The sequence below is a fragment of the Pseudoalteromonas sp. TB41 genome, assembly GCF_000497975.1.
Lineage (GTDB): Bacteria > Pseudomonadota > Gammaproteobacteria > Enterobacterales > Alteromonadaceae > Pseudoalteromonas > Pseudoalteromonas tetraodonis.
Window position 1 is genome coordinate 36,812 of record NZ_AUTH01000120.1, and the last position, 22,853, is coordinate 59,664.

The following is a 22,853-nucleotide window of genomic DNA, read 5'->3' on the forward strand; positions in this document are numbered from 1 at the left end:
AACACTCTCTAAAACCACTGACAGCCTCTATTGTATCCTTAGCAACAGCAAAACAAAACGTCAATCTTTGATAAACCAATAACTTTCCTGCGCCCTCGCTGTAGTAAGCTCAAGGTGCTTAGCATAAAAATCAACCCTAACTTGTCCTACATCACCGGTGCTATATTGTTTGGCGTTTATTTTATTGTAACGCTCAACTACCGCTTTACTTGGAAATTGCCACTGACCTTGATAGGCACTTGAATGAATCACAATCGTTGGGTTTACTGCCTTAATAAACTCGTTACTCGAGGAGCTGTCACTGCCGTGGTGTGGGCTTATCAAAACGGTACTTTGTAAATCATCTTCCTTTATAATTAATTGCGACTCTCGCGTCTTTGATATGTCACCGGTAAGTAGCACACTATAGTTTGCAGCTGAGATTTTAACGATACAGGAATTATCATTACTATTATTAAATTCCTCTTTAGCAAAAGTTTGAATACTCAACCCATTAAAATCGAGTGTTGTTGCTATACAGTCGTTATATACACCATTTGGATGAAAATAATCAAAACTCCTTGCATAACCGGCCGCTTTAAAATGCGCAACACCTCCGGCATGATCGTTATCTTGATGACTGACAATCGCGGTACTTACCGTTAGATTATGGGCGTCAATATAGGGTAGTAATACACTAGGCACACGACTAAAGCGATTAAAGTAACTCGGGCCAAAATCATAAATAAACGCATGTTTGTCTTTTTTTATCAATACCATTAGGCCATGGCCTACATCAAATACGTTCAACTGCCAAAGACTAGATTGCGTAAAATAATAATTAGACAGTAAAGTCAAAAGCGGAATACACGCCAGTACGCGAAGCTCAATAAAATAAAGTAAAGGAACGACACTATAAAGCAGCACCACAGTGGTTATACTTACCTGACCAACATTAAGCCAACGTATGTGCTGCGGTATTGCCAGCAACATTTGATAAATATAGGTCAGTGGAAAATCATACAACACAATAAACGCATACCAGTCGGTTAATAACCCCAGCAACACACTTAAAAATAAAGCAGGCATTAATACAAAAGATAAAATGGGAATAGCGACAAGATTTAAAACTAAACCTGCTAAACTCACGCCATTAAAAAAGTATAATGACAGCGGTAATAAGCCAATAAATAATCCCAGTTGAATAATAAAAAGAGTGCGAATGTTGGCTAACAATGAATGACCTCGCAGCGGAAACTGTTTTAAAACCATAAAAATAATACATACCGCTAAAAAGGAAAAATACAGGCCAGGATTAAGCAAACTAAATGGATTAACCGCTAGAATAATAACCAACGCATATAAAATACTTCGCCATCTAAGCGCTTGCTTCGCTAAATAATAAAGCAACAAATAACAACCCAACATAATTAAGGCGCGGGTTGCCGAAATAATGAAATCACTCAAGTAAACATAAATAAAAGCGGCAACAAAGCCAGCAGCGCTATAAAAAATAGCAATATTTAATGATTGATTTAGTTCAGGCTTAATCAACTTAAGAAAACAGCGCACTGCAAAATAACAAAAGCCGAAAACCAAAGAGATATGCAATCCAGAAATAGCCAGTAAATGGCTTAACCCAAGACTTTGCATTAATTGTTTATGCTCAAAGGTCATTAACGACTTGTCTCCAGTTAAGAGCACATAATATAGCCAATTAAGTTCAGCACTACTTACGAGCTTTTTGACATAAGTCCTATAAGCCGCGATATGATTATTTTGTGGGCGGTTGTAAATCGCTAACTGCTTATTTAATACTGTGCCTTTAAACGCTATTTTTTGTGTAAAGGCATAGAGTTGACTGTCGAACACAGTAAAATTTTTAATCCCCCTAAAATTTTTTAACCTAACTTGAGCAGTAAAAGCATCACCTGGCTGAATAGGTTGTGTTGAATTAATACTTAATAAGGCATTAGGTGCTCTAAACTGACTATATTCGCTATCTTCCAAACGGGTTATTTTCACTTTTACGTATTGTGGAGGTGTTGAAGAAATAACTTCTTCGACAACAACATTGACTGAATAAGCATATTTTTCGTGCTCATTAGGTAATTCAAATGAATAAAACAAGATAAAATGTGCCGCTACACAGCAAATACCGCAAATAAAGCCTAACAATACAGTTAAAAACGGCTTAAAATACGTGCTCACAATGAGGATTAAAATTGTGATAACTGTAAATTCAAGGGTTTGGTAATAAAATACGGTAACAACAACTCCGATAACAAACCCAAGACTCATCCACACAGAAGTAAATGGTTGCTTTAAATGGCTAAAAAAACGATCCAACGGTTTTTACCCGATCCAAATAAAATTAGACATCACAAATCGCTAAGAATATTTGGCCGTCTTTTACATGATGCTAACCTTTGGCATTTAAATAGACGTTCGGCACGAGGTGCTTTTGCTGTTGGGCTTTTTTTTGCTTTCATCCCTGTTCCTTTTCAAATGGTGCTCGCGGCTGCCGCAGCGATAATTTTGAGAGTTAATTTACCCATTTCTGTTGCGCTAGTATGGATCACTAATCCACTGACTATGCCGCCAATTTTTTACGGCTCCTACCTTGTTGGTACATTAGTACTTAATCAACCAGAACAACACTTTGCGTTCGAAGCCAGTTGGGCATGGTTTATAGAAAGCTTAACGACAATTGGCCCTGCATTCTTAGTCGGTTCTTTGGTATGCGCCTCTATCGCCAGTGTTATTGGCTACTTTGGAATAGATCTAATGTGGCGCCGCTCTGTAAGGCGGGCATGGGGAATGAGAAATAATTAGCCTCTCTTCCTTTAAATGCTTACATTACTATAGACAAAAAAAACCCAACTTAACAAGTTGGGTTTTTTAGTCGTTCTGTTTAACGATTTAAGCTCATTTAAAATCTAAATACACGTCTTAAACCAACAAGTGGTAGTAATAATAAACCAAGCCAAGAAAAGCTCGCAGAACTGCGTTCGTAAAATTCAGCATCTGGGGCTTTACAATTCTCAACTTCACCATTAGGGATAGGCGAAAGTTTTACCGCAACGGCTACACTTTCATATTCAATATTACCATTTACATCGGTAACAACTCCGCCCAATGAATTTCGTTTTTCAACTGTTTTAGTCGCAACACCAAATACTTCGTTGTTTTCATTAATCGATTTAGCTTCTACCATTTTATAGCTGAAACTGGTTTCACCATCACTGTCATAACAAGGCAGCAATTTATTTAGGTTAGTGATCTTGTCATCGCCAATTTTATAAATGAAGGCTTCTGAACGGCGGGTGTTCTCAGATTCACCAATTTCACCTTCACCAACAATGTAACCTTGATTATTAATGTCATTTGCATATGAGCTTGAGCTTATAAAGTAATCTTCAGGAAACACGGTCGTGTTTGTATTTATATCATGGTAAAAAAGTTTATTTCTTAGCGTGCCTTCTATTCGCTTGGTCGCATAACCTACAACAATATCGTTATCGTTGATAGCAAATGCTTTACCACTTTGCCAGTCATCTCTTTGTTCAATAAAATCAACCACTTCACCATCTTTAAAGTAAACTGGCATCGTTAAAATTGTGGAATCTCTATCAAAGTAACGGGTATTAGAAAAACCGGCCGCAACGCCATTTTTATTAACCGCTAATGCATTACTAATAAATGGGTTACTGTCTTCATCTTCTTTTGGTGTCAGCGCTAAACCTAACAATTCTGTTGAGGTTACATTATAGGCACTATCTAGTGTCCACTTAACCGCTGTTTTATTAAATAAACCACGTGTGTTACGACTATTAATTGATTCAATACACGTCATTACAGGTTCATCAAGACCATCACAATTATCAGCAATTAAGGTTTGTCTCTCTGTAGGGATACTCACTGATACATTACCAACAACAACGTAACCCGTGTCAGTGGCAACAATATCAGACGCTTTACTCGTCCCACCATGTTCAGTAAATTCTGGAACAAGCGGCACTTCTACACCGCCTTCAGAAATTAAAATACCACGTTCTATAAACTCTCGGGTAAACCAAGTTTCTTCTTCAGTTTCACCATCTGGTGTAAAAGTGATTTTATCAAACGGTGCACTGCCCCAACCTACGGTCGTACCGTCCTGTGCAACAGCATTATAAAAATTGCTGGTCGATCGCGTTAACCCATCATAATCAACCGAAGCCACATCAAACAAAGATTGCTCTGTAATTACACCACTGTTGTAATTTGTAGCAACAATTGAGCTAATTTTTTGATATTCAAAGTTAGCAGATAAGTTTGACAAAAAACGAACCATAAAAGTATGCGCATCAGCATTGGTATAAATAGCGTCGTTGTTTTCGATGTCATCAAGTGTAAACGTAATTTCTTTGTCACTTAGTTCAAATGAATTTACTTCATTAGTATAAGCGTTCTTAATTAAACTATCGGTAAAATCAATATAACTAATATCAATTGGGATATTGTATAAGCCATTAGCAAGCCCAATGACATGTCCGTTTTCACTCACATCGGTAACATAAGTATGTTTTGCGTTTTCAAAGTTACCTAACTCCGTTAACGCATAGGTAGCACTTAATGCCGATGTACTCAGTGTTGCTAAAACACTGGCCGCGAGTAATTTATATTTCATTTTATTCCTTACTACTGATTCTTTAATTCTTCAAGTTCTTCCCAGCGCTCAAAAGCGGCTTCAAGGTCAGACTCGAGTTGGGCTAAATGGTTCAATTCCTTAGCTGTTACATCACTGTCTTGCTTGAAAAAGTCTTCGTGACTTACTCGTTCTTGTTGTTTTTCAAGCTCAGCTTCAAGTTGTTCCATTTTATTAGGTAGTTGCTCTAGTTCAAGTTTTAATTTGTAAGAGAGTTTATTTGCTTTGTTATTACTTTTAACGGGTGCCGGCTCTGATTTTTCAACCTTTTTAACTGGCTGTTGTTGCTGCTGCTTTTGCTGCTCTGCTAAATAGTTGGTATAGGCTTCATAATCGCTGTAACCGCCAACGATATCTGTTACCTTACCATTACCTTCAAAGGCCCATACACTCGAACACGTATTATCAATAAACTCACGGTCATGGCTAACTATCAGCACAGTACCTTGGTATTGATTGATGATATCTTCTAGTAACTCTAACGTTTCTATGTCTAAGTCGTTGGTAGGCTCATCAAGCACTAATATATTTGAAGGTTTCAAAAATAGTTTGGCTAATAACAACCTGTTTTTTTCACCACCTGAAAGTGCTTTTACGGGGGTGCGAGCGCGTGCTGGCGGGAATAAAAAGTCTTGTAAATAGCCTAACACATGACGTGAGCGCCCGCCCATCATGACCTCTTGCTTACCCTCAGCTACGTTATCTTGAACGGTCGCTTCTTCATCAAGCTTTTCACGGTACTGATCAAAATAAGCAAACTCTAAATTAACACCTTGCTTTATTTCGCCACTGTCTGCTTTTAAATCACCAAATAGAAGCTTTAATAGTGTTGTTTTACCAATGCCATTGGGGCCGACTAATCCAATACGATCACCACGCATAACCAAAGTAGAAAAGTCATCAGCAATGATTTTATCTTTAAATGCATGGTTTAAGTGTTTCGCTTCAAACACTAATTTACCTGAACGATCAGCCGTTTCAATATTGAAATCGGTTTTGCCTACTTGATCAACACGCTTTTTACGCTCATTACGTAATTGTTTAAGCTCACGAACTCGCCCTTCGTTACGCGTACGACGCGCTTTAACACCTTGGCGGATCCACGCTTCTTCTTCTGCTAAACGCTTATCGAACAATGCATTTTGCGTTTCTTCCACTTTTAAATCATGCGCTTTTTGTTCTAAGTAAGTGGCATAATCACCTGGATAAGAAATTAGTTTACCGCGATCTAAATCTAAAATACGTGTTGCAACGGCGCGAATAAAAGCACGGTCATGCGATATAAATACAATCCCGCCTTTAAACTCTTTTAAAAATTGCTCTAACCACATTACACTTGTCATATCTAAGTGGTTGGTAGGCTCATCGAGTAATAATAAATCAGGCTCGCTCACTAGCGCACGCGCAAGTGCAACTTTACGTAACCAACCACCAGAAAGTGATTCTAGTTTTGCATCGGGGGTTAATTCTAGTTGGGTTAAAACCAGTTGAATACGGCTATCAAAACGCCAGCCATCAGCTGCTTCTAACTTATTTGATAAGCGCTCTAATTTATTGAGTAACTGATCAGTACAATCTGTTTGCAATTGTGTACTTACATGATGAAAATCAATCAGTAAGTTAGCAATTTCAGGCATACCTTGGGCAACATAATCAAATACAGTACCGCTTGCCCCTTTAGGCGGATCTTGTTCTAAACGCGATATTTTTAAACTACCGACTTGGTTTATTTCGCCGTCATCGAGTATTACTTGGCCATCTAATACTTTTAGAAGCGTTGATTTACCCGCACCGTTACGCCCTACAATACATACTCGTTCACCGCTTTCTATAACCGCATCGGCATTATCTAATAATGGGTGCGTACCGTAGGCTAATTGTGCTTTTGAAATTCTAATTAAATCCATAATTAATCTTTACTCTTATTCTGCTTGCGCTAAAAACTGCTGCGCCTGAGGTGCAGTAAACGGCCAAAACAATTGCTGGCCTTGTTGATTTTTTAAAACCGGAATACTGATTTGATACTCTAAAATTAATGCGTCATCGCTCATAATATCAATAAGTTGTAATTCATCAGCTGATGAAAGTAACGGTTTTAACAGTTGCTCTGCTTGCTCACACAAGTGGCAACCATCTGTGTGATATAAAACCCAATTAGCCATGTTTAATTAACCAGCTATTATGAATTTTTTTATTACGTTTAAAATCGGGAGATAAGGTTTTTTCTGAAATATTTTCCGCTTTTAAGCCTAAGCCCATTAACCCTACTTCGTCCATCACAAAGCCGCGTTTATTGTTAGAAAATATAAGCGTACCCGATGGGCTCAATATTTTTTTAACCCAAGTTAACAGCTTAATGTGATCATTTTGTACATCAAACGCATCTTTCATTCGCTTAGAGTTAGAAAATGTTGGAGGGTCTAAAAAGATCAAGTCGTATTGGCCTTGTGCATGCTCTAACCATTTTAAGCAGTCTGCTTGCTCAAACCGATAACGCGTATTGCTAATATCGTTAAGCGCAAAGTTATCTTGCCCCCATTTTAGGTAGGTTTTAGATAAATCAACGGTAGTAATTGCTTTTGCACCGCCTAATGCAGCATGAACCGACGCTGTTCCCGTGTAGGCAAACAGATTTAAAAAGCGCTTATCTTTTGCATTTTCTTGAATGTAACGACGTGCAAGACGGTGATCTAAAAATAGTCCGGTGTCTAAGTAATCAAATAAGTTAACTTTAAACTTAGCACCAAACTCCTCTACCACCATGGTTCTGTTTTGCTTAGCCATGGGGGTATATTGTTCTTCACCTTTTTGCTTTTTACGTACTTTTACCGCAATGTTTTCAGGTGCAATATCAAGTTGTTGCGCTGTTAAGCTAATAACATCTTGCAAGCGTTTTTCTGAGGTTTTTTCATCAATTTCTTTTGGTGCTGCGTATTCAAAAATAACCGCTGAATCACCATAAATATCAACCGCAACGTTATATTCAGGAATATCCGCATCATACACGCGATAGGCATGTACTTGATTTTGCTTAAGCCAATTTTTTAAGCCTTGCTTATTCTTTTTCAAGCGATTAGCAAAGGCCATTGAGCCTTCAAAGTTTAAAGCCGGTTTGTCATCCGTGGTAAGACTCACTTGCTTGTCATCAAGTTGATACAAGTTTAATTCAACATCAAGTGGGCCATTTTTAAATTTATAACGTTTTTGCTTCACCAATTTAAGCAGTTTAAACAGGCTTTCATCCATGCCTAATAAAGCTAGTTTCCAGTGGTTGAAGTGTTTTTTAAAGCCAACACCTAAACTGCGGTGTAAGTTAACCAGCTCAGCCATAGAGCCAATTCGCTCACCATAAGGTAAGTTAGAAATAACAACACCCGGCAATTTAGCAACCGCAGTCAATTTAGTTGCATCGCTTTGTTTAAACTTAATTACCGTATCAAGTTCTGCGCGCTGCGCATTGGCAATGGCTTTATCAAGGACATTTGCGTCGTAATCATGGCCAATTAACCACAATTTAGGATCGGTAATATTTGCTAAAAGCTGCTCTTTAAGTTCTTTAAACTTTGCCACTCTAAAGCTAGGTAAACGTTCAAACGCAAAGCCTTCACGAAATAGACCTGGCGCTTCATTACGCGCCATTCCAGCGGCTTCAATTAAAATAGTACCAGCACCACAACAGGGATCAAATAAAGGCTGATTAACATTTTCAAGCCAGCCACTGCGCTTAATAATCGCTGCAGCTAAATGTTCTTTAATTGGTGCTTTACCTTGACCTTGACGGTAACCACGCTCTGATAAACGCGGGCCAGAGTAATCAATATAAAGTGAAACACCATGGCGATTTAAACGTGCAACCACTCGTACATTGGCATCTTGCTTATCAACATTTGGGCGCTGTTCATACAGATCATTAAAATAATCAACAATCGCATCTTTAATCACTAAGCCTGAAAACTGTGTATTTTTAAGCGAGTCATTGGTGCCATTAAAGTCAACAGCAAAGGTTTGCGTAGGGCCAAACCACTCTTGCCAAGGTTGCAAGCGTGCAAATTTATACAAGCTGTCTTTGTCATTTACGCCTTCTTTTTCTTCAATAAGCATAAGTACACGCGTAGCAAAGCGTGTTGATAAACACACCTTTTGCGCTAGCAATGAGTCAGCCTCAAAGCGAACAGAACCCACAGTTTGTTTTGACACCGTAGCGCCAAGCTCTGTAAGTTCATCAACCAATAAATTTTCGATTCCGATAGAAGTAAGTGCGATAAATTGCAAAGTAAAAACCCTTAATAGCTAATTGCGCGGGATTATAACATAGGTTTGCGTACAAATACGCCATAAACACGGTGGGAAAACTAAATTAGATTAAGCGGTTTGACTATCGTACTGTGAGATAATAAGCGGGTGAACACGGTTGTTTAATACGCGGATCACTTCAAACTGTGAGAGTGATAAATTATCGTCAAGCGCAAAGGTTTCGCTTAAATTAATACACACAGAAGCATCAGGGCAATGCTCCACAATTAAAAACTCGCCAGTTTGAGATTCAGAGCTCAAGTTGATAACGGCTTCAGTACTAGGTGTTGTACCCGTGTAGGGTTTAAAAAACCAACTTTTAGCTAAAACGGGCTTTAATTGAAACTTAACCGCGGTGGCATTGAGCGCTATTTGACATAATTGCGCAGGATTCCATAAGTTAAACTGCTCGAGGTAATAATATACCTGCTCATAAAAAGCGGCGTCTTCTAAACTAAAGTAAGGGTTTTTAAAGGTGCAATCCGTTAATTGCCTTAGTTTATAAGGTGTACATAGTTGCATATCGTCATTTAAATCAAGCAATAAGCGGTTTTTTTTAGCACACGCTATCCACTGCCATTGCTTTGACGCTTGTAACATTTTCTCCTCCCTACTTAGTACTTAAAAAATAAGACAATAAGCTTAGAGTATAGCTGCTTTTGACCATTTTTAAAACGTCTTTTTAGAACATTTATCGAACGATCAAAAGCTTACATAACTGATCCTTATAAGTCGTTAATGATCGACTTGACCAATTGTGGTCCTTTATAAATAAATCCAGTGTAAACTTGAATCAAATCAGCCCCTGCGTTCATCTTCTCTTTAGCCGATTGAACGTCATCAATACCGCCTACACCAATGATAGGTAATTGATTATTAGTTAAACGTTTTAGTTCAGAAACAATATGAGTTGAACGCTCTCTTACCGGAGCACCCGATAACCCCCCTGCTTCATCAGCATACTGCTGACCTTGCACTAGGCTACGCTCAAGGGTGGTATTTGTGGCAATCACACCATCAATTTTATTCGTTAATAATGATTCGCTCACTTGTTCAATTTGAATAGGATCTAAGTCTGGCGCAATTTTAACCAGCATAGGTACATTTTTATTATGCTTGGCAATTAAATCTAACTGTTCATTTTTTAAACTTTGCAATAGGTCATCTAATGCTGCGCCATATTGTAAGTCACGCAATCCTGGTGTGTTAGGTGATGAAATATTGACGGTTATGTAAGATGCATACTCAAACACTTTTCGCATACAGTGAATGTAATCATCTTTGCCTTGTTCATTCGGCGTATCTTTATTTTTACCAATATTAATACCTAAAATGCCATCATACTTTGCTGCTTTTACGTTATTTACTAGATTATCAACGCCTTTATTATTAAAGCCCATGCGATTAATAATTGCATTCGACTGTGGCAATCTAAACATACGAGGCTTATCGTTACCTGCTTGTGGACGCGGTGTTACTGTGCCTACTTCGACAAAACCAAACCCCATTTGGGCGAATGCATCAATACACTCGGCATTTTTATCAAGACCAGCGGCAAGCCCTACGGGATTTTTAAATTCGAGGCCTAAAAAGTTCACAGGCTTATTTGCCACGCTTTGTGACCACGCGGCACTTAACGGTGTATTAGCAAAGCGACGTAAGTTATTAAGAGCAAAATCATGGGCCCACTCCGCATCACGGGTAAACATAAAACGGCGAGCTAAATCGTAAAACATGAATATAATCCTCTTAAAGTTGTAGACAAAAAAATACCTCAGACAAGGCTGAGGTATTATATAACAAAAAACTGTTTAACGATTAATTTTAATCAGTTGCAGTTTATTACTTTGCAGAGGTATCACAGTTGTGGCCTAGTAACATAAGCTCTCTAAGTGCAACTGAGAATTTTGCAAAGTCATGACTTTGCGATGTTTTAAATTCAGTTAGCATTTGTTTCCAGCGCTGTAATAACAGATCTTGGCTATCCATCCACTGTTCAATTTGGCCATCAACATCACTACTATCACCTTCAAAGCTGTTTAACACTACTTCAGATAATGTACGTTGTTGCCAATCTAACTCTTCACGATATGAAGCACGCGCAAGTGCTTGCCAATGGTTTGAAACAGGTTGATTAGTAATTTGGTCTAAGAACCAATGTAGCCCCATTTGCGCACCAAGTTTGAAGTAAGTGTGCGATACCATATCGATTTTACGATTAGAGTTTTGCGCAATTTGTGTCAAGTCCATTACAGAGAACAAGCTTGATAACGATACAATACGCTGAGCAATCTCAACCGGAACACCGCTTTGCGTTAGCTCTTCACGTGCACTTTCTATACGATCGCTTTCTGTTTTCACGATGTATTTAGTTAAGTTTTCACTTAAATCGGCAAACGTTGGTGCAAATGCTTCAATTGATTGCTCAATGGTTTGTGCTTTCGTACGATGACGTAAGAACCAACGAGTTGCACGACGAACAGTACGACGTAACTGGTACAACATTTCTGTTTGTACGTTAGACGGTATCTTGTTATCTAAATCACTAATCGATAACCAAGTGTCACGCATTTGGAATATTTCACTTGCGATTGAATAACATAATGCAATCTCAGCTTCGTTTGCACCTGTTTCTTCATTCATACGCACCATAAAGTTTAAGCCCATATCGTTAACAATATTATTTGCTAACTTAGTGGCAATGATCTCTTTGCGTAGTGGGTGATTATTCATAGCATCGTTAAACTTCTCACGTAATGGACGTGGGAATGATTTAACCAATAACTTACGATAGTAAGGGTTTTCGGTAATTTCGTCGGTTACTAATGACTCTTTAAGAACCATTTTCGCATAAGAGACCAACACTGAAAGCTCAGGACGTGTTAAATCTCTGCCTGCGGCAGCACGCTCTGCTAACTCCTCATCCGTCGGAATAAACTCAATCGTACGGTCTAACTTGCCCTCTTTTTCAAGCGCATGAATAAAACGAATTTTTTCTTTAAGCGTTGAGGTTCCTTTCGATTGGGTAATCGATAAAGTGTGTGTTTGACGATAACAGTCTTTAAGCACTAATTCAGATACTTCGTCGGTCATTGAGTAAAGTAACTCATCACGTTGCTTACGTGTTAAATCACCTTCGGCAACTAAACCATTAAGTAAGATTTTAATGTTTACTTCGTTATCTGAACACGCAACACCGCCTACGTTATCGATAAAGTCAGTATTAACACGGCCACCTTTAGCTGCAAATTCAATACGACCTAACTGGGTTGCCCCTAAGTTACCGCCTTCGCCAAAGACTTTAGCGCCAAGGTCTTTACCATTAATGCGCAGTGCATCGTTTGCACGGTCCCCTACATCCGCATCTGTTTCTTTTGAGTGCTTAATGTATGTACCAATACCGCCATTCCACAATAAATCAAACTCCATCATAAGTGAGGCTTTGATCAATTCATTAGGCGTCATGCTGGCTTTTTTAGTGCCCAACATTTTTTTCATTTCTGGGCTTAGCGTAATCGACTTGGCTGCACGAGAGAACACACCACCGCCGCTTGAAATTAACTCTTTGTTGTAATCTTCCCATGATGAACGTGGCAAATTAAATAAACGCTCGCGCTCTGGGTAAGAAGCAGCTGCATCGGGGTTTGGATCCACAAAAATATGTAAGTGGTTAAACGCCACTTGCAAACGAATGTGCTTTGATAACAACATACCATTACCAAATACATCACCGGCCATGTCACCAATGGCAACGGCAGTAAAGTCTGTGGTTTGACAGTTAATATCCATTTCACGGAAATGACGCTTAACAGACTCCCATGCACCACGCGCAGTAATACCCATTTTCTTATGGTCGTAACCTACTGAACCACCTGATGCAAACGCATCACCTAGCCAGAAGTTATATTCGATTGCGATACCGTTCGCAATATCAGAGAAAGTCGCAGTTCCTTTGTCCGCTGCAACCACTAAGTATGCATCGTCTTCATCATGACGAGTAACATCAACAGCAGGTACAACTTCGCCGCGCTCAATATTATCTGTGATATCTAATAAGCCACGAATGAAGATTTTATAACATTCTTGGCCTTCTTTGATAAACGCTTCGCGCTCACTAGGCAGTTGTTTACATACAAAGCCACCTTTTGAACCAACCGGTACAATTACGGTGTTTTTAACCTGCTGCGCTTTTACCAAGCCCAAAACTTCAGTACGGAAGTCTTCACGACGGTCTGACCAACGTAGGCCACCACGCGCAACTTTACCAAAGCGTAAATGCACACCTTCAACACGCGGCGAGTAAACGAAAATCTCAAACGCAGGAACAGGCAGTGGTACTTCTGGAATTAAACTTGGTTGAATTTTAAGTGAAATATATGACTTAAACTTACCTTCACCATCTTTTTGGAAGTAGTTTGTACGCAGCGTTGCAACAATCATATCAACGTATAAACGGATAATACGGTCATCATCAAGATTCGCTACGTTTTCTAACTCTGCATAAATTTCTAAGCCTAGTTTTTCAAGTGTTTTAGCACTTGCAGGACTTTTAACTGAGAATTTTTTAGCAAATAAATTAACGATTTTAGCCGCGATGTGTGGGTAATTAGCAAAGGTACTTTCGATGTACGTTTGCGAGAAAGTTACCCCAATTTGGCGCATGTATTTAGCGTACGCACGTAAAATTGATGCTTCGCGACCGGTTAACCCACCCATTAACACTAAACGGTTAAAACCATCGTTTTCTAAACGATTTGCCCACACACTGGTTAGTGCGGCACGAAAACGTGCGGAAATTTTATCAAAATCGGCCATCCCTTTGCTATCAATCAGCATTGAGAAGTCCATGATCCAATTAATGCCACCATCACTGGTTTTAACTGAGTAAGGTGTTTCACCTACAACACGTAAACCAAAGTTTTCCAGCATTGGCATCACATCTGATAAGTGAATTGGCTCATCTTTGTGGAATAAGCTTAAACGAACAATATTGCTGCTCGCCTCTTCTTGTGGACGATAAAACAACATCTCAAGTTTGTTGTCATCGTTTAGCATTTCTAGCTTTTCAATATCAACAACAGCGGCACTTGGAAGTACTTCTTCTTTGTATGAACGTGCAAAAGCGTTGCAGTATTTACGGTTTAATTCGTTACCACGTGCTTCACCAGCAGATTCTAGTAAGGCTGATTGGAGTTTATCTTCCCAGGTACGAGCGGCTTCAATTAGATTATTTTCTATGTCTTTCACGTTATATTCAATATTGTTATCGGTCACACGAACGGTGTAATGAGTACGCGCCAGTGTTGACTCTGAGAAATAGGTAGTAAATTCGACTTTAACGTCAGAATTAAATGCATTCGCTAAAATAGCCTGCGTTTCGCGGCGCAGCGCCGTGTTATAACGTTCACGTGGTACATACACCATACAAGATAGGAAGCGACCGTATGCATCTTTGCGAACAAATAAACGACACATATCGCGTTCTTGAATTTGTAACACGCCCATAGCAACTTCAAGTAGCTCATGTTCGCGAGCTTGCACTAATTCGTCACGTGGGTAGGTTTCTAAGATGTTTAATACCGCTTTGTATGCATGTGTACCCTTAGCAAAATCACACATATCCATAATGCGATTAATCTTGCTTTTAAGAACCGGGACATCAGCAGCGCTGTTGTTATAAAAGTTAGATGAGAATAAACCTATAAAACGGTCTTCACCAATTACATTACCTTTGTCATCAAAACGCTTAACACCCACATAATCAATATAGGCTGGGCGATGAACTCGAGATAATGAATTGGTTTTCGTTAAAATTAATAAGTTGCTACTACGTGCTTCTTGACGAGCCACTTCAGGTAACTCAGAAAGCAAACGTGTATGCTCAGCATCTGAGTTTTTCATTAACCCTAAGCTGGTATCCATTTTACCTTTTAATTGATAATCACCTTGGACTGGCGAAAGCTCATATTGGCGGTAACCCATTAATGTAAAGTTGTCTTTTACTAGCCAATCTAAGAACTCAACGGTTTCATTTATTTCGTTATCATTTTTATCTTTGTGGCTTTTAGGTAAGCTTTTGCTAACTGCGATTAGTTTTTCGCGAATAGGCTGCCAATCTTCAACCGCAACCGATACATCAACGAGTACAGATTCAAGTTCTTTTTTGAAAGACTCAATAACAGTTGCATCTGTTTGACGGTCAATTTCTATAAAGAATACAGTTTTTGTTGATGTTGATTCTTGCTCTGCTTTTAAGCTTGATAACCCAGATATTTTTTCGTTTTTATCACGTTGAATTTTCAGTGGACTATGAAGAAGTAAGTGAGAGGCGATGTTTTCTCGTGTCATGGCCATACGTACAGAGTCAACTAAAAACGGCATGTCTTTAGCAATGATCTCTACAATGGTATGTGATGACTGCCAGCCATCTTTTGCCACTTCAGGGTTGAAAACGCGAATAACTGCGTCATCTGATGTATTTTTTTCTAGCGAATTCCAAAGGCTAAGTGCAGCACCATATAAGTCACTGTCGTTGCGATTTGCCAAATCCTCTTTAGACATATTGCTGTACAAGGCTTTGGCGAATTTCTCAACGAGTAACACATTATCAGCGCGAACTTTTTTCTGGATAAGCTTACAGACGTTATCTAAAATAACCGAGGCTTGGCCTTCATTTCGTGTCATTGTATGTTCCTTAATCTATCACTGCTAGTTTAGCAGAGTATTTGTACAGCCATTTATTAGCGTGGAGTCAGTTAAATTCTAACCCTTTTAAAACTAATAAACAGCCTTTTCGATGAAAACATTTTAAGCATTTCAGCTATTTGGTCATCTATTCACAAAATATAGATATAAATGGCCATTACTGGCCATTTTGGAGCAAATTTATTCACCTTATTTTTTCTGGTCAGTCCAGAGCAAGCTGCCAATTGCAGGTAGAAGTAACACTGCGCCCAACATATTTACTAAAAACATGAAGGTAAGCAGAATTCCCATATCAACTTGGAACTTCAAATCAGAAAAAATCCACGTACTTACACCAATCGCTAATGTAATACCGGTAAATAACACCGCACTACCACGTTCAACTAATGCATTACGATAAGCAATACTCAATGGTACGTTTTGTTTTAACTGCCCCATCATCGATGACAAAATATAAATACCGTAATCAACACCAATACCTACACCCAGAGCAATCACTGGTAACGTTGAAACAGTCAGACCAATCTCAAGCTGTACCATCAGTGCTTGTGCAAGGGTTGATACTATGTACAAGGGTAATACCACCGCAATTGTTGCTTTTACACTCTTAAAACTAAGTAAGCATAAAATAATAACCGCACCGTAAACATACAACATCATAGGTATTTGCGCTGCTGAAACAGACTCATTCGTTGCAGCCATCACACCTACAGGGCCTGATGCCAATTTAAAGGCCAGTTTATCTGTGCCCTCTTCATCGGCAAATTGTTTTACTTTTGCAATCACGTTATCAATTGTTTGTGCTTTGTGATCGTCTAAAAATATAATCACCGGCATTACCGAACAATCACCGTTTAATAACCCTGTGCTTGTTTCCACACGTGACGTTGATTGCACTAAGCTGGCAGAATTGCGCGGCAAACTTTGCCACTTTAAATTGCCCTCGTTGTAACCGGCATTGACTGATTGTGCCACTGAACTTAAGCTCACTGCTGACTGCACGCCCGCTAAGTTTTCAACTTTATATTGAAAACGCGATATACGTTCCATTACATCGTGCTCTGTACAGGCCGCAGGGTATGCTTCCACAATCACTTTTAAAATATCAGACGAAATGGTGTATTTGTCCGATATTAAAAAGGTATCTTGGTTGTAACGTGCATCTTGGTGCAACGATGGCGCACCTGCGTGTAAATCACCGATTCGCATTTTATCCGCTTGCCAATAGCCCAGTGCAAATAAAACCAGAGTGAAACCAATAATGATTTTTGCTGTTTTTGGGTCAGTTGCTTTAACTAATAAATCGCGCATTGCATCGAGTATATTCGGTTTGTTGGCATCACCCGATTGAATATGGATGCTGTTTTCAAAACGCATATACGATGCCCATACAGGCAATAAAATAAGATTAGTAAATATAATAACAGCTACCCCTAAACTTGCTGTAATAGCCAGTTCACGAATGATGCCGATATCTATAGTTAAAAGTGTTAAAAAGCCAACCGTATCTGATAACAACGCAATCCCACCTGGCACCAGCAAAGCTCTAAAGCTAGATTGACAACACACGGCGGTCGTTTTGCCCTCAGTGACTTTTTTACCAATGGCGTTGATCATCTGCACACCGTGGCTTACACCAATTGCAAAAACTAAAAAAGGAACTAAAATTGACATAGGATCAAGGCCAAAGCCTAAACTAGACAATAAGCCTAACTGCCAAATAACGGCAATAATAGAACACACAATCGGTAAGATAGTAAGTTTCAAGCTGCCACAAAATAGCCATACCATGACGAATGTAAACGCAATTGCAATGGCAAAAAATAAAACAACCCCTTTTGCGCCTTCAGCGATATCGCCAGCCATTTTTGCAAAACCGATAATATGAATACTGATATTATCAGTACTTAAAGGTTCACGAATCTCGGTTTCTAATTTTTTTGCAAACGCAAGGGTGTCTAATTTTTCTTGTGTTTGCGGATCAGTCTCTAACAGTTGGGCGGTGACCATGGCACACGAATAATCGCTTGCTATCATACGACCCACTACTTTTGCCTTTTCAATATTTTCTTTTACAACGCCTAACCCTTGCTTGTCTGCTTTAAAGTTAGCTGGAATGATAGGGCCACCGGCAAAACCGTCTTCAACGACTTCAACAAAACGGGCACTGGGTGAAAAGATAGAATTTACTAAAGGACGATTTACCCCAGGAATAAAATAAAGCTGATCGTGCACTGCTTTTAATTGGGTAAAAAATTCAGGATTGAAAATATCACCACTGTCATCACATACTGAAATTAAAATACTATTAGCGCCACCAAACTGTTTCTCATGTTTAGTGTATACCTTCATGTATTCATGATTGAGCGGGATATTTTTATTAAATGACGCATCAAGTTGAATCTGTGTTGCTTTAAAAACCAATAAACAGGTGATCAACACAAAACTTATGAGCACCACTAAGCGGTGTCTAAAAATCGCTTTTTCTAAGAAATCTAAAATTGCTTGCATTAAGGGGTCAACTCCTTCACTTTAATGCCATTTTCTGTCGCCAGAATAAGTCTATCTTTAACAATTACACCATCAAGTATTGCCTTACCATCGGCCAATTGCTCGTATGACAGCTCATCATCTTTTAGATGAAAAATAACACCGCTATTAGCCAGTAATAGCCATTGTTTATTGTTGTAGTTGATAATGCTATTAATAGTGGCGNGGCGGTTTTGTCATTTTCTAAATGCTGCCATTGTCCACTGTCGGTTTTATTTACGAAAATATTACCGCGTAGCCCTGCGACGATTTGTTGCGATGAATCAAAAGCAAAACCAAAAAACGAGCCAGGGTAAATTTCATCTAAACGTTGCCAAGTTTGGCCATCGTCATCACTTTTTGCCATTAAGCCCATCTCTCCCACTAGCATTAAACCCGAACTAGTCGGTTCAATGCGATTAAAGTGAGGTAATATAGACGAGGTTTCTATTTCGTAACCCTCAGGATCGGTTTGTTTTAAATCGTTTAAGTACGCTCTATCTTCACTAAATAACAGTGAATCTAAAAAGCGTTTTTGCCAATGTTCGCCGCCATCACTGGTTTGATAAAACATACCGTAGGCGCCCACGGCATAACCATGTAAATCGTCTTTAAAATAAATATCTAAACAGGGTTTATCAAGTGAGAGCTTTGCTTGTTGTAACTGCCAGTTCTCACCACCGTCGGTGGTATTTATAATTGTGGCGTCATGTCCACATGCCCAGCCATTAGAATCATTAGTAAATTCAACCGCTGTTAGTAATACTTGTGTAGGCACTGATTGTGCTTGTTGCCAATTGTTACCATCAACACTTTTAATGACCGTACCGTGCTTACCCACAGCAATGAGCCCTGCTGAGGTTTGTGTGATATCGGTAAGGAGTGTTTTATCTGCATTAATCGCGCTAATCGCACTTAAAGGTGCGTCTTGTGCAAAACTCGCACCGCTTAGAATCAGGCTGGCATAGACCAAATACTTCATAAATTAAATTCGCCTTGAACTGAGGATTTGTTTGTCTGTTATAAAGAGGAAAACCTGTGCGTTAATAGACAAACGCGATGTGAAAGAAAAAAGCACCTAGGAAACTAGGTGCCTGCTTTTATACTATCTGCCAGCGCGACGTAAAGCGCTCGATGTGAACTCATTATCATTAAATGACTGAGAAAAATCATACATCTTTTCTTGGTTATCTAAACCAATGGCTAAGTAGCGACGTGAGTTAAGGTCGTGGTAAACCTCAAGCGTACTCCACTGAGTCGGTACTTCGTAGTAGTTAAGGCCATAAGCCATTGCTACACGATACAGTTGGTCGCGATTATCGTATATATCGGTAACATGTACTTGCCAGCTGTCTTCATCAATGTAGAACACACGTTTTTTATAAATATGGCGCGTGTCATCTTTTAAGTTCGCTTCAACAACCCACACACGGTGTTTTTCATAACGTGTATGCTCTGGGTTGATGTGGCCCGGCTTTAAAATATCATCATAGGTTAGCTTATCACTGTGAAGCTTGTAGCTATTGTATGGGATGTAAAGCTCTTGCTTGCCTTTTAGCGTCCAGTTATAACGATTTGGTGAGCCGTTAAACATGTCAAAATCATCGGTAGTACGTAAGCTATCTGCTGCTGTACCCGGAGCATCATACGCTACATTAGGTGCACGACGAACACGACGCTGACCTGAATTATACGTCCACGCTTGACGCGGCGTTAAAATTTGATCCATGGTTTCATGCACTAACAATGCCGTACCTGCCAAACGTGCTGGCTCTGTCACTTGCTGTTTAAACTTAAACAAAATATTAGAGTCTTGTAGTTCAGCCGGCGTTGCACTTGGATCAGAATATTTAACTAATAGTTGCTCATCAAAGCCAACATAGTTGTACGACCCCGATGCCGTTGGCGCTGCTTGACCACCAAAGCGCTCAATTGATTGACCACGATAGCGAAGTAAATGGTTCCAAATTGCTTCTAAACCTGTTTTAGGAATTGGAAATGGAATACCAATTGCTGTGTTCTTAATCCCGTTACCGCCTTCAACTAATTCAGCTGTAGTAGCAAATTTCTTTGTCGCATCGTATACAAACTGTGGGTATGACGCTGAACGACGTGTTTTGTAAATAGGCATTTTAAACGTATCTGGGTACGCTTCAAATAATGCTATTTGCCCTGGGCTTAAATTTTCTTTGTACTTATCAATATTGCTTTTATCTATAGTAAACAATACTTCATCAGTTGCGTAAGGGTCTAAGTGGTGCATACCTGGCTCATAACCTGCTGGTGCAGCAGTAATACCACCGTTCCACGCTGGGATTGAACCATCTGCATTAGCTGCTTTTTCTGCCCCAATTGGGCTTAGGTCTTTACCTAGACGCGCAGCTTCTTCTGGACTAATTTTAGCCAGTGCTGTGTGACTTGCAAACAAACTACAAAACGCTGTAGCAATGAGGGTAGGTTTTTTAATCATAATAATGTTACCCCTAGATAGAATATTTTAAGTTAAAAGAAACGTAATCTCGGTCAGAGAAAGTGTTGGTGTCGCCACCACCCCAAAATGAGTTGTAACTTACATCTAAAGACCATGCATTTTGGTAATTAAAGCTCATAGTAGCACCTAGTGACTTACGATCTTCAATGAATAAGAACATTGGATCAGGCGTATTACCATTAACATCATGCGAGAACACAAAACGAGGTGAAAAGTTAATACCATTGTAAATATTAAAGTAATCACCTTTGGCAATTAAGCGATAACCCCAAGACGACGCCGTAGCAAACGATTTTTGCTCAGGACCATTTGATAAAGCCATATGCAATGCAGAATAGTCTGAACTACCTGGGCCTTGCATAATACCGCTTCGACCAGTACCAGACACATTCAACCGCATTTCATCGTATTCAGGCATATTGTTGATGCGAACACCACCAATTTCACCGACAACTGCCCAGCTATCAGCACCTAATGAAGGGCCGAATAAATGCGTTGCCGTAAACTGTAGCTGTGAAGTATTACGTTCAATGTAACCTTTAGCCAGCTCGCCTGGACCTACAACACTTGCAGCATCACCTTTACTCATTTGCGAAATACCCGCAAATTCAGTGCGTAAATCGGCAATCGCTAATTGCTCAGGCATAGCTGCATAAAGTAATTCTACGTCATCGATTTGTAATGGTTCGTCTTCACGAAAAGTAAACTCACCAGCAAACGCTGTTTCACCAAGTGAAGTGTTAAAGCTTAAACCGTAAAGTTTAATATCTTCAGGGTATTCGTTTGTCGCTTTAGCAAATGCTTTTAAATCAGATACGTTATCAGAGGTAATTTCTGTGGTGGCAATCATCGCTAAATCTTGTTGTATTGATGCTTGCGTGAAATTAGATACGCGACCTGAAATAAGTGGACGACGGCTATGGTAATTTACATGGTAAAGTGCCACTTCTGTATCGTTCCACTCGGGTAAGAACATGCCTAAGCGTAAACCATATTGGCCGCCATCATCTGGCTCTGTTTTGCCATCGTAGCCTTTGCCTTTTAGCGCGACCTTGGTCGGGTACGCTAAGTACATATTGGCCAATAGCTCTTGGCCAGCTGAGCTTGATGGGTCAATACCTTGGCTCGCAGCCACTTGGCCATAAGTTGCCATCAGGTTATTCAAGTTATCTGTTAAAAACGCTAAGTCAATATCAGGATTTGAGGTAAAACCAAGCTGTACATTTTGTTGATAACCGTTTTCAGCCGCAAAATCATTGGTAGAAAAATAAGTCCCTGCTGCTGGTAAACGTGTTTCATGCCATTGGTATTGATAAAAGCCCTCTAAGGTCATGTTTTCTGTAAGCCCTAATGAGGCCCACAACATACCAACCGGAATAAACGCTTCTTTTAGTTCAGCACCTGGTGCTTTTAATCGGTCAATATCAACCGGGTTTACGTTAATACCATGAGAGATTAATGTACTTTCCCCCCAGTTAACCACTTGTTGACCAACTCGAATAGAAAGCGGGTTTTTGCCTTCATTTAAATCAAAGTTTGCCCACACATACGCATCAAGTAAACGAATGTCAGCACAGCTTTGCTCTTTAGTATCATCATCATCACACGGATCTACACCCTGACCTGATGTTGGATTAACGTAGGCACGATCGCCGTCCATTAATTCAAAATCATAAAAGTACATAAAACGAGTAAATAAGCCGTAGTTATCTTTACTTATTGATAGATCATGCGTGCCTTTTAATAGCTTTGAAAAAGTTTCGCCGCTATCAAAGTTTAAATCGCCTGCATCACCATTATTTGAGTAAGAGCCCGGTTGAGCCCAAACATCTTGAGATGAATAAATTGTATTGATTGCTGGGTTATAACCTGTCCAATCAAATGATGGGTTATTACTTTTACCAATGAGGTTAAAGTCACGGTCTTCTACGCGAATACTTTGCCCATAAGAAAAAGTAGAGTCGAAAGCGATATCAAAACCGCCTACCTCAAATGTTGCAGCCTGTGTCTGTGCTGCTGATAAACCGATAGCCGCAGCTGTTAAGCCGAGTACTATTTTATTTTTAACAAAAAGCGATCTTCTTATCATTTTGGTTCCCCCCTGTCGCGGGTATTTTTTGTGTGATCAAGTTATTGTTTTTAGTGTAATCGTAACGATAGAAGCGA

At 39.4% G+C, this 22,853-nt stretch carries 12 protein-coding genes and 1 pseudogene; 1 reads left to right on the forward strand and 12 read right to left on the reverse strand.

Translation table 11 applies throughout. The features are described 5' to 3' along the window. Window positions 1-60: 60 nt before the first annotated feature. Window positions 61-2,328 (reverse strand): DNA internalization-related competence protein ComEC/Rec2, encoded by a 2,268-nt coding sequence (locus tag L641_RS0121110; protein ID WP_024603045.1) that lies wholly within the window; start codon window positions 2,326-2,328, stop codon window positions 61-63. On the opposite strand from L641_RS0121110, the gene L641_RS0121115 reads away from it, so the two are divergent. Continuing rightward, window positions 2,308-2,814, forward strand: a complete 507-nt coding sequence (locus L641_RS0121115) for a DUF2062 domain-containing protein (protein WP_024603046.1) — start codon at window positions 2,308-2,310, stop codon at window positions 2,812-2,814. The genes L641_RS0121110 and L641_RS0121115 overlap by 21 nt on opposite strands. A 97-nt stretch (window positions 2,815-2,911) precedes the next feature. Here L641_RS0121115 and L641_RS0121120 read toward each other — a convergent pair whose 3' ends face one another. The 11 genes and pseudogenes from L641_RS0121120 to L641_RS0121170 all read right to left on the reverse strand — a co-directional run bounded on the left by L641_RS0121120 (window position 2,912) and on the right by L641_RS0121170 (window position 22,776). Next, a complete protein-coding gene (locus tag L641_RS0121120; protein WP_024603047.1) occupies window positions 2,912-4,651 on the reverse strand; it encodes a DUF3466 family protein in 1,740 nt (579 codons plus the stop codon). An 11-nt stretch (window positions 4,652-4,662) separates the two neighbouring features. Continuing rightward, window positions 4,663-6,576, reverse strand: a complete 1,914-nt coding sequence (locus tag L641_RS0121125; RefSeq protein WP_024603048.1) for an ABC transporter ATP-binding protein — start codon at window positions 6,574-6,576, stop codon at window positions 4,663-4,665. Window positions 6,577-6,591: 15 nt separating this feature from the next. Further along, window positions 6,592-6,831 (reverse strand): glutaredoxin family protein, encoded by a 240-nt coding sequence (locus tag L641_RS0121130; protein ID WP_024603049.1) that lies wholly within the window; start codon window positions 6,829-6,831, stop codon window positions 6,592-6,594. Continuing rightward, entirely contained in the window at window positions 6,824-8,941 is a 2,118-nt protein-coding gene (rlmKL, locus tag L641_RS0121135) for a bifunctional 23S rRNA (guanine(2069)-N(7))-methyltransferase RlmK/23S rRNA (guanine(2445)-N(2))-methyltransferase RlmL (protein WP_024603050.1), read from the reverse strand. The genes L641_RS0121130 and rlmKL overlap by 8 nt, the downstream gene beginning before the upstream one ends. A 90-nt stretch (window positions 8,942-9,031) precedes the next feature. Then, window positions 9,032-9,562 (reverse strand): cell division protein ZapC, encoded by a 531-nt coding sequence (locus L641_RS0121140; RefSeq protein WP_024603051.1) that lies wholly within the window; start codon window positions 9,560-9,562, stop codon window positions 9,032-9,034. A gap of 125 nt (window positions 9,563-9,687) precedes the next feature. After that, complete coding sequence (pyrD, locus tag L641_RS0121145; RefSeq protein ID WP_024603052.1) at window positions 9,688-10,698, reverse strand: quinone-dependent dihydroorotate dehydrogenase; 1,011 nt, start codon at window positions 10,696-10,698, stop codon at window positions 9,688-9,690. A 106-nt stretch (window positions 10,699-10,804) separates the two neighbouring features. Further along, the gene (locus L641_RS0121150) at window positions 10,805-15,646 is read right to left on the reverse strand and encodes an NAD-glutamate dehydrogenase (protein ID WP_024603053.1); all 4,842 of its coding nucleotides are present in this window, start codon (window positions 15,644-15,646) and stop codon (window positions 10,805-10,807) included. Window positions 15,647-15,856: 210 nt separating this feature from the next. After that, window positions 15,857-18,178 (reverse strand): MMPL family transporter, encoded by a 2,322-nt coding sequence (locus L641_RS0121155; protein WP_024603054.1) that lies wholly within the window; start codon window positions 18,176-18,178, stop codon window positions 15,857-15,859. Continuing rightward, window positions 18,178-19,178 (reverse strand): annotated as a pseudogene (locus tag L641_RS22545) (YCF48-related protein). The gene L641_RS0121155 and the pseudogene L641_RS22545 overlap by 1 nt, the downstream one beginning before the upstream one ends. A gap of 123 nt (window positions 19,179-19,301) precedes the next feature. Further along, window positions 19,302-20,666, reverse strand: a complete 1,365-nt coding sequence (locus tag L641_RS0121165) for a DUF1329 domain-containing protein (protein WP_008112052.1) — start codon at window positions 20,664-20,666, stop codon at window positions 19,302-19,304. Between the two features lie 13 nt (window positions 20,667-20,679). Next, the gene (locus tag L641_RS0121170; protein ID WP_024603055.1) at window positions 20,680-22,776 is read right to left on the reverse strand and encodes a DUF1302 domain-containing protein; all 2,097 of its coding nucleotides are present in this window, start codon (window positions 22,774-22,776) and stop codon (window positions 20,680-20,682) included. Between the last annotated feature and the right edge of the window lie 77 nt (window positions 22,777-22,853).